Genomic DNA, 12,716 nt, shown 5'->3' on the forward strand with positions numbered 1-12,716 from the left:
CGATGGAGACGACGACGGTGGGCAGCTCGGTCCGGGTCGCCGGGCTGGTCCGACGGTTCGGGGCCGGTCCGCAGCAGGTGACCGCGATCGACGGCGTGTCCCTGGAGATTCCGGCCGGGGCGGTGGTGGCGCTGACCGGGCCCAGCGGCTCCGGGAAGTCCACGCTGCTGCACGCGATCGGCGCGATCGAGCAGGTCGACGCCGGCGCCATCACGGTGGACGACCTGGAGATCACCGGGCTCGGCCGGTCCGCCCTGACCCGGTACCGGCAGCGGGTGGGCTTCGTCTTCCAGCGCTACCACCTGCTGCCCGCGCTGACCGTGCTGGACAACGTGATCGCGCCGGTGCTGCCCCGCCGGGGCCGGGCCGACCACGCCGCCCGGGCCCGGGAGCTGCTCGACGCGGTGGGCCTGGCCGGGCGGGAGCGGGCCCTGCCGGCCCAGCTCTCCGGCGGTCAGCAGCAGCGGGTGGCGATCGCCCGGGCGTTGATGGGCTCCCCCGGGCTGCTGCTCGCCGACGAGCCGACCGGCAACCTCGATTCGGCCACCGGCGCGCAGATCCTCGACCTGCTGCTGGACCTGCGCGACCGGCACGGCATGACGATCCTGCTCGCCACCCACGAGCGGGCGGTGGCCGCCCGGTGCGACCGGCTGATCCGCCTCGGCGACGGGCAGGTCGTCGAGGACGTGGACCTCACCGACGGCGAGGACCCGGCGGCCACCTTCCAGCGCGCCGCGGGCCTGCGCCTGTAGAGCCGGTCGCCGACCTCAGCGAAGGCGTCGGCCCGGGCCCGCCGGTGGCGGGCCCGGGCCGACGGGAGAAGTCAGGCGGTCGGGCTGGCGGTGCGGACCTGCTGGGCGATGCGCTCGGCGACGCTCCGGGCGGTGTGCTCGGTGGCGGCCTCGACCATCACCCGGACCAGGGGCTCGGTGCCAGAGGGGCGCAGCAGCACCCGGCCGGTCTCCCCCAGCTCCGCCTCGGCCCGCTCGACCTCGGCCCGGACGGCGGGCGCCGCCGCGCCGACCGTACGGTCGCCGACGGGGACGTTGACCAGCACCTGCGGCAGCCGGGTGATCACGCCGGCCAGCTCGGCCAGGGACCTGCCGGTCGCCGCCATCCGCGACATCAGGTGCAGCCCGGTCAGCACGCCGTCGCCGGTGGTGGCGTACGCGGGCATCACGATGTGGCCGCTCTGCTCGCCGCCCAACGCCAGCCCGGACGCCCGCAGTTCCTCCAGCACGTACCGGTCGCCGACCTTGGTCTCGACCAGCCGGATGCCCTCGCGGGACATCGCCAGGCGCAGGCCCAGGTTGCTCATCACGGTCGCGACCAGCGTGTCCTGCGTCAGCGTGCCGGCCTCCCGCATGGCGAGGGCGAGGATCGCCATCACCTGGTCGCCGTCGACCTCGTCGCCGTCGGCGGTCACCGCGACGCAGCGGTCGGCGTCGCCGTCGTGGGCGATGCCCAGGTGCGCGCCGTGCTCGACGACCGCGGCCCGCAGGGCCTCGATGTGGTTGGAGCCGCAGTCGTCGTTGATGTTGAGGCCGTCGGGCTCGGCGTGGATGGCGACGACCTCGGCGCCGGCCTCCCGGTACGCCACCGGGGCCACCTCGGCGGCCGCGCCGTTGGCGCAGTCGACCACGACCTTGATCCCGTCCAGGCGGTGCGGCACGGTGCCGACCAGGTGCTGCACGTAGTGGTCGGCGCCGTCGAGCAGGTCGTGCACCCGGCCGACGCCGGCGCCGACCGGCCGCTCCCAGGCGCTGGTGGCGTTCGCCTCGACGGCCGCCTCGATCTGCATCTCGATCTCGTCGGGCAGCTTGTGCCCGCCGGCGGCGAAGAGCTTGATCCCGTTGTCCGGCATCGGGTTGTGCGAGGCCGACAGCATCACGCCCAGGTCGGCCTTGGCCTCGGCGGTGAGGAACGCCACGGCCGGGGTCGGCAGGACGCCCACCCGCACCACGTTGGCGCCGGCGCTGGTGAGCCCGGCCACGACGGCGGCCTCCAGCATCTCGCCGCTGGCCCGGGTGTCCCGGCCGACCACGGCGAGCGGGGGATGGCTCTTGTCCGACTCGGCGAGCGTGTGCGCGGCGGCGACCGCCACCGCGAGCGCCAACTCGGGCGTGAGATCCGCGTTCGCCCGCCCGCGTACGCCGTCCGTGCCGAACAACCGACCCATACCCGCCAACCTCCGATGAAACGGTCCAGGGAAAAGGCGAACGGCCGGGCCACCTCCCGCCAAGGGGAGGCGACCCGGCCGTTCGTCAGAAGTACAACGTGCCGCTGAAGGTCAGCGCTTCGAGTACTGGGGAGCCTTACGGGCCTTCTTGAGGCCGTACTTCTTGCTCTCCTTGACCCGGGCGTCCCGGGTGAGGAAGCCGGCCTTCTTCAGCGCCGGACGGTCGTCCGGCTCGCTGACGATCAGGGCCCGGGCGATGGCCAGCCGGAGCGCGCCGGCCTGACCGGTGGTGCCGCCGCCACGCAGGTTGGCGATGACGTCGAACGCCTCCGGCTTCTCGGCGGTGACCAGCGGGTCCTTGATCAGCTGCTGGTGCACCTTGCTCGGGAAGTAGGCCTCGAGGTCCCGACCGTTGCAGGTGATCTTGCCGGTGCCCGGCACGATGCGGACCCGGACGATGGCCTCCTTGCGGCGACCCACGGTCTGGATCGGCCGGTCACCACGAGGCGCGCGGGCGACGGGCGCCGGCGCCTCGGTGGCCTCCTCGGGGGCAACCTCGGTGGCGGTGATGTCGGTCATGCTGATTCCTTCGCCCGCGCTCACTGCGCGATCTGCTTGATCTCGAACGGCACCGGCTGCTGCGCGCCGTGCGGGTGCTCGGCACCGGCGTAGACCTTCAGCTTCTTGATGAGCTTACGGCCGAGCTTGTTGTGCGGGAGCATCCCCTTGACGGCGAGCTCGATGGCCCGCTCGGGACGCTTGGTCAGCAGCTCGTCGTAGCCGACCTGCTTCAGACCACCCGGGTAACCGGAGTGGCGGTAGGCGATCTTCTGCTGCCGCTTGTTGCCGGTCAGCGCCACCTTGCCCGCGTTCACGATGACGACGAAGTCGCCCGTGTCGACGTGCGGCGCGAAAGTCGGCTTGTGCTTGCCGCGCAGCAGCGTGGCGGCGTGGGTGGCCAGGCGGCCCAGCACGACATCAGAGGCGTCGATGACGTGCCACTGACGCTCGATCTCACCCGGCTTCGGGCTGTACGTACGCACAGGTCTACCTTGTCTCGTCGTCGGTCTGGGGTCGCGCGCCGAGGTGACCAGGCGCGCACGAACGACCAAGCGTACCTCAGGCGGCACGCCTCTGGATGTCGTACAACAGCAGGCAACGATACCCGCCGCCCCGTCGGCAGGTCAAAACGGGGTGCCGCCCCGCCTGACCTGCGGCGGAAGCATGGCCCGGGTCACACCCCGGCCAGCCGGCGCGGGCCCGGCCGCAGGTAGACCGACCAGGTCACCCCGAAACACACGACGTACGCCACGACGAAGGCGACATACGCCGCGTCCGCGCTGCCCTGGGTGAGGAACGACTGCCGGAAGGCGATGTTCACCAGCACCCCGCCGGCGGCACCGACCGCCCCGGCGATGCCGATCAGCGCCCCGGTCATCCGCCCGGCCCAGCGCCGCGCGGCGGCCGCGTCCCGCCGGCCCGCGTCCACCGCGTCCGCCGCCCGGGCCCGGAAGATCGCCGGGATCATCTTGTACGTCGAGCCGTTGCCGATCCCGGAGAACACGAACAGCGACAGGAAGCCGAGCAGGTAGAGCCCGAACGACCGCTCCCGGGCGGCGAAGAGCACCAGCGACGCGCCGACCGCCATCGCGACGAAGTTCCAGAAGGTCACCCGGGCCCCGCCCAGCCGGTCGGCGAGGTGGCCGCCGACGGGCCGGACCAGCGAGCCGATCAGCGGGCCGAGAAAGGTCAGCCAGGCGGCGTCGACCGGGGTCGGGAAGCGGTCGGCGAACTGGAGCTGGAGCACCTGCCCGAAGGCGAAGCCGAAGCCGATGAAGGAGCCGAAGGTGCCGATGTAGAGCAGCGACATGATCCAGGTGTGCGGGTCGCGGGCGGCCTCGCGCAGCGCGCCCGGCTCGTTGCGCGCCCCGGGGATGTTGTCCAGCCCGCGCGCCGCCGCCAGCGCGGCCAGCACGATCAGCGGCAGGTAGACCGCCGGCACCAGCCGGGGGTACGCGGCGCCCGCCGTCGCCAGCACCGCCAGCCCGACCAACTGCACCGCCGGCACGCCGAGGTTGCCGCCGCCGGCGTTGAGCCCGAGCGCCCGCCCCTTGAGCCGCTGCGGGTAGAAGAGGTTGATGTTCGCCATCGAGGAGGCGAAGTTGCCGCCGCCGACGCCGGTCAGGCAGGCCAGCACCATCAGCGTGGTGTAGGAGACGCCCGGCTCCAGCAGCACGGTCATCGGCACGGCCGGGACGAGCAGCAGCAGCGCGCTGACGATGGTCCAGTTCCGCCCGCCGAAGCGGGCCACGGCCAGCGTGTAGGGCAGCCGCAGCACCGCCCCCAGCGCGGCCGGCACGGCGGTGAGCAGGAACTTCCCCGCCGGGTCGATGCCGTACTGCGGGCCGAGGAAGAGCACCGTGACCGACCACAGGCTCCACACGGAGAAGCCCACGTGCTCGGCGAAGATCGAGACCCAGAGGTTGCGCCGGGCGATCGGCGCGCCGGTCGTACGCCAGAATTCCGGGTCCTCGGGGCGCCAGTCGTCGATGCGGTGCCGGCGCCCGGCGGCGGCCGGGGCGGCCTCGGCCAGGGGTGTGGTGGGGGCCAGTGCGCTCACGGCGACTCCTCCTCGTCGATGTGACCTGGAGGGACGCTAGGAATCCGGGATTACCCCACGGTGCCCGTCGCGGGTCGGGCCGGAAACGAGGATCGCACCTCGGCCGGGCCCCGCCGGTGAGATGTCAGAGCTGTTGCAGGATGCGCAACGCCCGGCCGACCCGGAGCATGGTCTCGGTGTCGGCGACGTCCACGCACTCGGTGAACCACTTCTTCATCGGCGAGGAGAGCCGGTCGGGCATCACCACGTACGCGCCCATCGGCACCGCCAGGGGCGAGTCGCGCAGCAGCGCCTCCTCGACCACCTCGGCCACGATGACGATCGGCACGTCGGTGGAGTTGTAGACGTCGGAGCTGATCACCAGCCCGAGCCGTTCCCGGGCGCCGTCGATGCGCCAGACCTCGCCCCTACGCAGCACGCGGGCGCCCGCCGAAGAGCACGTCGTCGACCATGCCCACCTCGCGGGCGTCGGCGAGGGCGGCGGACTCGAGGTCGAGCCCGGCCCGACCGACGGCGGCGGCGTGCGCGGTGAAGACCTCGCGCAGCGCCTTCTCCCGGGCCGCCTGGTCCATCCACGCCGACAGGGAGAGCCCTTCGCGCTTCGCGAACCGCCGGGCCTCCTCGATCGTCTCGTCCGAGAACGACAGGGTCACCTTGGCAGTCATGCCGAGCAGATTACCCACTGGTATGACCGCCAGTCATCCCGCGTTCCTGTTGGCGGAAAACCGGACAAGACGCCGGCGGGGGTGGGCGGGACGGTCTCGCCGCGGGCGATGACCCGGCCTGTGACCGGGCCCGGCACGGCGGGCCGGTTCAGGAACGGACGTGGTGTGGCCGGCGTCCGCGGGGTCAGGAAGGCAGCGGGGCCAGGAACGCAGCGGGGTCAGGGACGACGGCCGCCGAACACGGCGAACCGCCACTGCTTGAAGAAACAGTCGACGTCGACCAGGCCCGCCTCGGTCAGCCAGCGGCACTGCTCGGCGACGGGCGCCGGCCGGTCGTACGCCATCCGGCCCTCGGCGGCGGCGATCTCGTCGGCGTCGGAGCCCAGCTCCGCGACCTGCGCCAACCACACGTCGTGGTAGCGCCGGTCGAGCGCGGGGGTGGGGCCGGCGACCTGCTCGGCGTTGACGAAGACGCCACCGGGGGCCAGCGCCCCGGCCACCCGCCGGTAGAGGTCGCGCTTGCCGGCGTCGTCGAGGTGGTGGATGGCCAGCGCGCTGACCACCGCGTCGTAGCGGCCGGCGGGCAGCGGGTCGGCCAGGTCGGCCCGGACCGTCCGGTGCGCCACCCCGCGGGCCCGCAGGTGGTCGGCGGCGACGGCGAGCATGGCCGGCGCGCCGTCGACCAGGGTCGGCCGGGCCCCCGGCACCGCCGCCGCGAGCAGCAGCGACAGCAACCCGGTGCCCGCGCCCAGGTCCAGCACCTCCGGGGTGCGACCCGCGGCGAGCGCGGCCCGCAGCGGCGGCGCGGCCACCTCGACGGCCGTGCCGTAGAAGGCGTCGAAGCAGGGCACCAGCCGCCGGCGGGCCTCGTCGTAGCTGCCGGCCACCGCGTCGAAGGCCTCGCTCACACCCATGTCGCATCTCCCAAATCCCGGGACAGTTGTCTCATATTGTAAACGCCGCGATTCGGCGCGCCGCTCCGGTGCGGTGTGAGGGGCTCTTGACAGGACCGAAACAAACGAGACCCGGACCGGAAACCGCCCGCCGGCACGCTTTGCCGACATGACGGACGGTGCGCGGGCGGCGACACGGGCGGGGCGAACGCCCCGGGAGGTGGCCACGCACTGCCCGTACTGCGCCCTCCAGTGCGGCATGACGCTGCGCGAGGAGGCCGGCCGGGTGGCGGTGCTCCCCCGGCAGTTCCCCACCAACCGGGGCGGCCTCTGCCAGAAGGGCTGGACCTCCGCCGAGCTGCTCGACCACCCCGAGCGGCTGACCACCCCGCTGCTGCGCGACCCCGACACCGGCCAGCTACGCCCCGCGAGCTGGGACGCCGCCCTCGACCGGATCGTCGCCGGCATCCGGGCCGTCCAGGATGGACACGGCCGGGACGCGGTGGCCGTCTTCGGCGGCGGCGGGCTCACCAACGAGAAGGCGTACGCGCTCGGCAAGTTCGCCCGGGTGGCGCTGCGCACCCGACACATCGACTACAACGGCCGGTTCTGCATGTCCTCCGCGGCGGCGGCCGGGATGCGCGCCTTCGGCGTCGACCGGGGCCTGCCGTTCCCGCTGGCCGACCTGGGCCGGGCCGACACGCTGCTGCTCGTCGGCGCGAACCCGGCGGAGACCATGCCTCCCCTGGTGCGCTGGCTGACCGAGCAGCGCGAGCGCGGCGGCCGGCTGATCGTGGTCGACCCCCGGGTCACCGCCACCGCCCGGCAGGCCGACCTGCACCTGCAACCCCTGCCCGGCACCGACCTGGCGGTGGCGAACGCGCTGCTGCACGTCGCGCTCACCGAGGGCTGGGTCGACCGGGACTACGTGGCCGCCCGCACCACCGGCTTCGAGGCGGTCCGCCGCAGCGTGGCGGGCTGGTGGCCGGCCCGCACCGAGGCACTCTCCGGGGTGCCGGTGGCCGACCTGGAGGCGACCGCCCGGGCCCTCGGCACCGCCGAACGCGTGATCATTCTGACCGCGCGGGGCGCCGAACAGCACGCCAAGGGCGTGGACACGGTCACCGGCTTCGTCAACCTGGCGCTCGCCCTCGGTTTGCCCGGCCGCCCCGGCTCCGGCTACGGCTGCCTGACCGGCCAGGGCAACGGGCAGGGCGGGCGGGAGCACGGGCAGAAGGCCGACCAGCTCCCCGGCTACCGGAGGATCGACGACCCCGCCGCCCGGGAGCACGTCGCCGGCGTCTGGGGCGTACCGGCCGACGAGCTGCCCGGGCCGGGCGTGCCGGCGTACCAACTGCTCGACTCGCTGGGCACGTCGGCCGGGCCGAAGGCGCTGCTGGTCTTCGGCTCCAACCCGGTGGTCTCCGCGCCCCGGGCCGCCCGGATCGAACGCCGGCTGCGCGACCTCGACCTGCTCGTCGTCGCCGACTTCCTGCTCTCCGAGACGGCCGCGCTGGCCGACGTGGTGCTGCCCACCGCGCAGTGGGCCGAGGAGGACGGCACGATGACCAACCTGGAGGGCCGGGTGCTGCGCCGCCGGGCCCTGCGCCCACCGCCCCCCGGCGTCCGCACCGACCTGGCGATCCTCGCCGCCCTCACCGCCGGCCTCCAGGCGCAAGGAAGGGCACCCTCTTATCGGATTCCGCATAGGAAGGTTCCCTTCCTTGCACCCAGCCCGGGTGGTGCCGGCGGGGTGGACGACAGCGATCCGCGGGTGGTGTTCGAGGAGCTGCGCCGGGCGTCGGCCGGCGGGATCGCCGACTACGCCGGAGTGAGCTGGGAGCGGATCGACGAGCGCGACGGGTTGTTCTGGCCCTGCCCGGCCGAGGACGGGCCGGACACGCCCCGGCTCTTCGCGGACCGCTTCGCCACCCCCGACGGGCGGGCCCGGTTCCACCCGGTGGAGCACCGGCCGGCCGCCGAGGAGGTGTGCGCCGAGTACCCGCTGCACTTCACCACCGGCCGGGTGCTCGCGCAGTACCAGTCCGGCACCCAGACCCGCCGGGTCGACGCGTTGCGCCAGGCCGCTCCAGACGCCTTCGTCGAGCTGCACCCCGACCTGGCCGCCCGGCTCGGCATCGGCGACGGCGAGCCGGTGCGGGTGGTCTCCCGCCGGGGCGAGCTGCGGGCGCCGGCCCGGCTCAGCCCCACGATCCGGCCGGACACCGTCTTCGCGCCGTTCCACTGGGGCGGCGCCGCGCGGGCCAACTCGGTCACCAACGACGCCGTCGACCCGGTCTCCGGGATGCCGGAGTTCAAGATCTGCGCCGTCCGGCTGGAAAGGATGGACGAACCGTGACCGACCGCGTCGTGATCGTCGGCAACGGGATGGCCGGCTCCCGGTTGGCCGGCGAGCTGCACGCCCGGGGCGGGAACCGGAAGGTCACCGTGCTCGGGGCCGAGCCGCACCGGGCGTACAACCGGATCATGCTTTCCACGCTGCTGACCGGCAGGATCGGCGAGGCGGACGTGGAGCTGGCCGAGGCCGCCGGGCAGGGCGTCGACCTGCGTACCGGGGTGACCGTCACCGCGATCGACCCGGCCGCCGGCACCGTCCACACCGACGACGGCGACCGCATCGCGTACGACCATTTGGTGCTCGCCACCGGCAGCCGGGCCGTGGTGCCCCCGCTGCCCGGCCTGGACGGGCCCGACCTGCCCGCCCGGGTGGTCCCGTTCCGCACCCTGGACGACTGCCGGCGGATCCTCGCCGTCGCCGAGGGTGCGCGCAGCGCCCTGGTGCTCGGCGGCGGGCTGCTCGGGCTGGAGGCGGCCCGCGGGCTCGCCGCCCGGGGCCTCGACGTCGGGGTGGTGCACCCGGTGCCGTACCTGATGGAGCGGCAGCTCGACCCGGCCGGCGCGGCGGTGCTGGCCGGCACGCTCGCCGGCCTCGGGGTGACCACCCACCTGGCGGCGTCGGCCACCCGCGTGGCCGCGGACGCCGACGGGGTCCGCCTCGACCTGGCCGACGGCCGGTCGCTCACCGCCGACCTGCTGGTCCTCTCCTGCGGGGTACGCCCCGACACCGCCCTCGCCGCCGCGGCCGGGCTGGCCGTGGAGCGGGGCGTGCTGGTCGACGACCGGCTGCGCACCAGCGATCCACGGATCTCGGCGATCGGCGACTGCGCCCAGCACGACGGCGCCCTCACCGGGCTGGTCGCCCCGGCCTGGGCGCAGGCCCGGGTGGTGGCGCAGATGCTCACCGGCGAAGACCCGCTGGCCCGCTACCGACCCCGCCCCGTGGTGACCCGGCTGAAGGCCGCCGGCATCGACCTCGCCGCGATGGGCGACCCGGCCGACGGCGGGGCCGGCGAGGAGTTGACCTTCGCCGACCCGGCCCGGGGCACGTACGCCCGGCTGCGCATCCGCGACGAGCGGCTGACCGCCGCGATCCTGCTCGGCGACAACCCGGCGGTCGGCACGGTCGTCCAGCTCTTCGACCGGGGTCAGCCGGTGCCGGCCGACCGGCGGTCCCTGCTGCTCGGCCGGGCCTTCGGCGCGGCCCCGGCGACGCCCGCCGCGTCCCCGGCGCTGATGCCGGACGCGGCGACCGTCTGCCAGTGCAACTCCGTCAGCAAGGGGGCGCTGGTGAGCTGCTGGCGCTCCGGGGCCCGGACGGTCGACGCCGTGGTGGCGGCCACCCGGGCCGGCACCGGCTGCGGCGGCTGTCGGGACGCGGTCGCCGGCATCGTCGCCTGGCTGTCCGAGGTGGACTCCGTGGAGGTGACGCAATGAGCGAGCGAAGCGAGCGAATCATCAGGCCCAGTGCGAGCGGCGGCAGGCTGGTCGTCGTCGGCAACGGCATGGTCGGGCAGCGCTTCGTCGACGCGCTGCGCGCCCGGGACCCCGAGCGGCGGTGGCGGGTCACCGTGCTCGCCGAGGAGACCCGCCCGGCGTACGACCGGGTGCGGCTCTCGGCGTTCTTCGACGGGGTGGGCGCCGAGGAACTGAACCTGCACACCCCCGACGACGGGGTGGAGCTGCGCCTCGGCGAGCCGGCCACGGCGGTCGACCGGGAGCGGCGGGTGGTGCGCACGGCGGCCGGCGAGCACCCGTACGACGCGCTGGTGCTGGCCACCGGCTCGTACGCCTTCGTGCCGCCGGTGCCCGGGGCGTCCCTGCCCGGGGTCTTCGTCTACCGGACGCTGGACGACCTGGAGGCGATCCGCGAGCACGCGCGCGGCCGGCGCACCGGCGCGGTGATCGGCGGCGGGCTGCTCGGGCTGGAGGCGGCGAACGCGCTGCGGCTGCTGGGGTTGGCCACCAGCGTGGTGGAGTTCGCGCCCCGGCTGATGCCGGTGCAGGTGGACCAGGCCGGCGGCGCGATGCTCCGCCGGTACGTCGACGAGTTGGGCGTGACCACCCACCTGGGCGTCGCCACCACCGCCGTGCGGCCCGGCCCGGACGGCGCCGTCGCCGGGCTGGAACTGGCCGACGGCACGGTGGTCGACGCCGACCTGGTGGTGGTGGCGGCCGGCATCCGGCCCCGCGACGAGCTGGCCCGGGCCGCCGGGCTGGCGCTCGGCCCGCGCGGCGGGGTGCTGGTCGACGGCACCTGCCGGACGGCCGACGAGCGGATCTGGGCGGTCGGCGAGTGCGCGGCGGTCGACGGCACCTGCCACGGCCTGGTCGCCCCCGGCTACGCGATGGCCGAGGTGGTCGCCGACCGGCTGGTCGGCGGGGCGGCCACCTTCCCCGGCGCGGACACCGCCACGAAGCTGAAGCTGCTCGGCGTGGACGTGGCCTCGTTCGGCGACGCGCACGGCGCCACCCCGGGCTGCCTCGACGTGACGTTCACCGACCCGGCCACCCGGGTGTACGCCAAGCTGGTCCTCTCCGACGACGCGAAGACCCTGCTCGGCGGGGTGCTGGTCGGCGACGCGGGCGCGTATCCGACGCTGCGGGCCAGCGTCGGCGGCCCGCTGCCCGCGCCTCCGCTGGCGCTGCTCGCCCCGGAGGGCGCGGCGGGCGCGGGTGCCGGCGCGCTGCCCGCCACCGCGCAGGTCTGTTCCTGCAACGCGGTGACCCGCGCCGACGTCGACGCGGCGATCGCCGGCGGCTGCGCGGACGTGCCAGCCCTGAAGGCGTGCACGCGGGCGGGGACGAGTTGCGGCTCCTGCGTGCCGATGCTCAAGCAACTCCTCGACGCGGCCGGGGTGCGGCAGTCCACCGCGCTCTGCGAGCACTTCGACGCCAGCCGACAGGAGCTGTTCGACATCGTCCGGGTGCGGGGCATCCGCACGTTCTCGCGGCTCGTCGCCGAGCACGGTCGGGGGCGCGGCTGCGACATCTGCAAGCCGGTGGTCGCCTCGATCCTCGCCTCCCTGGGCGCCGGGCACGTGCTCGACGGGGAGCAGGCGTCGTTGCAGGACACCAACGACCACTTCCTGGCCAACCTGCAACGCGACGGCAGCTACTCGGTGGTGCCCCGGATCCCCGGCGGCGAGATCACCCCGGAGAAGCTGATCGTGATCGGCGAGGTGGCCCGCGACTTCCGGCTCTACACGAAGATCACCGGAGGGCAGCGGATCGACCTGTTCGGGGCCCGGGTCGAGCAGTTGCCGCAGATCTGGCGCCGGCTGGTCGACGCCGGCTTCGAGTCCGGCCACGCGTACGGCAAGGCGCTGCGCACGGTGAAGTCCTGCGTCGGCGAGACCTGGTGCCGGTACGGGGTGCAGGACTCGGTCGGGCTGGCCATCGCCCTGGAGCTGCGCTACCGGGGGCTGCGCGCCCCACACAAGATCAAGTCGGCGGTGTCGGGCTGCGCCCGCGAGTGCGCCGAGGCCCGCAGCAAGGACTTCGGCATCATCGCCACCGAGACCGGCTGGAACCTCTACGTCGGCGGAAACGGCGGCTTCCGGCCCCGGCACGCCGACCTCTTCGCCACCGATCTGTCCACCGAGGCGCTGATCCTGCTGGTCGACAGGTTCCTGATGTACTACGTCCGCACCGCCGACCGGCTGCAACGCACCGCCGCCTGGATCGAGGCGATGGATGGCGGCCTCGACCACCTGCGCGCCGTCATCGTGGACGACTCGCTCGGCCTGTGCGCCGAACTCGACGCCGCGATGGCCCGGCACGTCGAGTCGTACTCCGACGAGTGGCGGGACGTGCTGGAGGACCCGGCCCGGCTGCGCCGGTTCGCCTCCTTCGTCAACGCCCCCGAGGTGCCCGACCCGTCGATCACCTTCGCGCTGGAACGCGGCCAGCCGGTCCCGGCGGACCGCGCGCCGTGGGCGGAGGGCCAGCAGCCGGTCGCGCTCGGGATGCCGGAGGTGCGGCCATGACCACCACGACGA

11 protein-coding genes are annotated in these 12,716 nt (G+C 74.4%); 4 read left to right on the forward strand and 7 right to left on the reverse strand.

Features of this window, described 5'->3' with window-relative positions; all coding sequences use genetic code 11:
- Positions 1-2: 2 nt before the first annotated feature.
- Positions 3-752, forward strand: a complete 750-nt coding sequence (locus ACFY23_RS19920) for an ABC transporter ATP-binding protein (protein ID WP_350679827.1) — start codon at positions 3-5, stop codon at positions 750-752.
- A 71-nt stretch (positions 753-823) separates the two neighbouring features.
- On the opposite strand, the gene glmM is transcribed toward ACFY23_RS19920, so the two are convergent.
- The 7 genes from glmM to ACFY23_RS19955 all read right to left on the reverse strand — a co-directional run bounded on the left by glmM (position 824) and on the right by ACFY23_RS19955 (position 6,378).
- The gene (gene glmM / locus ACFY23_RS19925; RefSeq protein WP_350818989.1) at positions 824-2,179 is read right to left on the reverse strand and encodes a phosphoglucosamine mutase; all 1,356 of its coding nucleotides are present in this window, start codon (positions 2,177-2,179) and stop codon (positions 824-826) included.
- 111 nt (positions 2,180-2,290) lie between these two features.
- Complete coding sequence (gene rpsI / locus ACFY23_RS19930) at positions 2,291-2,758, reverse strand: 30S ribosomal protein S9 (RefSeq protein ID WP_350680952.1); 468 nt, start codon at positions 2,756-2,758, stop codon at positions 2,291-2,293.
- Positions 2,759-2,778: 20 nt separating this feature from the next.
- A complete protein-coding gene (gene rplM / locus ACFY23_RS19935) occupies positions 2,779-3,222 on the reverse strand; it encodes a 50S ribosomal protein L13 (protein WP_018720634.1) in 444 nt (147 codons plus the stop codon).
- Between the two features lie 191 nt (positions 3,223-3,413).
- Positions 3,414-4,790, reverse strand: a complete 1,377-nt coding sequence (locus tag ACFY23_RS19940; protein ID WP_350681008.1) for an MFS transporter — start codon at positions 4,788-4,790, stop codon at positions 3,414-3,416.
- A 133-nt stretch (positions 4,791-4,923) separates the two neighbouring features.
- On the reverse strand, positions 4,924-5,217 hold the full coding sequence (locus ACFY23_RS19945; protein ID WP_350680954.1) for a type II toxin-antitoxin system PemK/MazF family toxin: 294 nt from the start codon (positions 5,215-5,217) through the stop codon (positions 4,924-4,926).
- The gene (locus ACFY23_RS19950) at positions 5,207-5,464 is read right to left on the reverse strand and encodes a DUF6364 family protein (protein ID WP_208417965.1); all 258 of its coding nucleotides are present in this window, start codon (positions 5,462-5,464) and stop codon (positions 5,207-5,209) included. The genes ACFY23_RS19945 and ACFY23_RS19950 overlap by 11 nt, the downstream gene beginning before the upstream one ends.
- Before the next feature lie 218 nt (positions 5,465-5,682).
- Entirely contained in the window at positions 5,683-6,378 is a 696-nt protein-coding gene (locus ACFY23_RS19955; RefSeq protein WP_350680956.1) for a class I SAM-dependent methyltransferase, read from the reverse strand.
- A 238-nt stretch (positions 6,379-6,616) separates the two neighbouring features.
- Between ACFY23_RS19955 and ACFY23_RS19960 the strand changes: the two genes are divergently transcribed.
- Genes ACFY23_RS19960 through nirB form a run of 3 tightly spaced genes read left to right on the forward strand, consistent with a single transcriptional unit; the run spans position 6,617 to position 12,704 of the window.
- Positions 6,617-8,716, forward strand: coding sequence for a molybdopterin oxidoreductase family protein (locus ACFY23_RS19960; RefSeq protein WP_387036487.1), 2,100 nt, complete (start codon positions 6,617-6,619; stop codon positions 8,714-8,716).
- The gene (locus tag ACFY23_RS19965) at positions 8,713-10,152 is read left to right on the forward strand and encodes an FAD-dependent oxidoreductase (RefSeq protein ID WP_350680960.1); all 1,440 of its coding nucleotides are present in this window, start codon (positions 8,713-8,715) and stop codon (positions 10,150-10,152) included. The genes ACFY23_RS19960 and ACFY23_RS19965 overlap by 4 nt, the downstream gene beginning before the upstream one ends.
- The gene (gene nirB / locus ACFY23_RS19970; protein WP_350680962.1) at positions 10,149-12,704 is read left to right on the forward strand and encodes a nitrite reductase large subunit NirB; all 2,556 of its coding nucleotides are present in this window, start codon (positions 10,149-10,151) and stop codon (positions 12,702-12,704) included. The genes ACFY23_RS19965 and nirB overlap by 4 nt, the downstream gene beginning before the upstream one ends.
- Positions 12,705-12,716: the final 12 nt, after the last annotated feature.

It is taken from the genome of Micromonospora sp. NPDC000121 (genome assembly GCF_042899165.1).
Lineage (GTDB): Bacteria > Actinomycetota > Actinomycetes > Mycobacteriales > Micromonosporaceae > Micromonospora.

Bases quoted from the DNA above. Each gene is read 5' to 3' on its own strand.
- ACFY23_RS19950 (WP_208417965.1), bottom strand. From the start codon at position 5,464: ATGACTGCCAAGGTGACCCTGTCGTTCTCGGACGAGACGATCGAGGAG.
- glmM (WP_350818989.1), bottom strand. From the start codon at position 2,179: ATGGGTCGGTTGTTCGGCACGGACGGCGTACGCGGGCGGGCGAACGCG.
- rpsI (WP_350680952.1), bottom strand. From the start codon at position 2,758: ATGACCGACATCACCGCCACCGAGGTTGCCCCCGAGGAGGCCACCGAG.
- ACFY23_RS19955 (WP_350680956.1), bottom strand. From the start codon at position 6,378: ATGGGTGTGAGCGAGGCCTTCGACGCGGTGGCCGGCAGCTACGACGAG.
- ACFY23_RS19960 (WP_387036487.1), top strand. From the start codon at position 6,617: ATGACGCTGCGCGAGGAGGCCGGCCGGGTGGCGGTGCTCCCCCGGCAG.
- ACFY23_RS19920 (WP_350679827.1), top strand. From the start codon at position 3: ATGGAGACGACGACGGTGGGCAGCTCGGTCCGGGTCGCCGGGCTGGTC.
- nirB (WP_350680962.1), top strand. From the start codon at position 10,149: ATGAGCGAGCGAAGCGAGCGAATCATCAGGCCCAGTGCGAGCGGCGGC.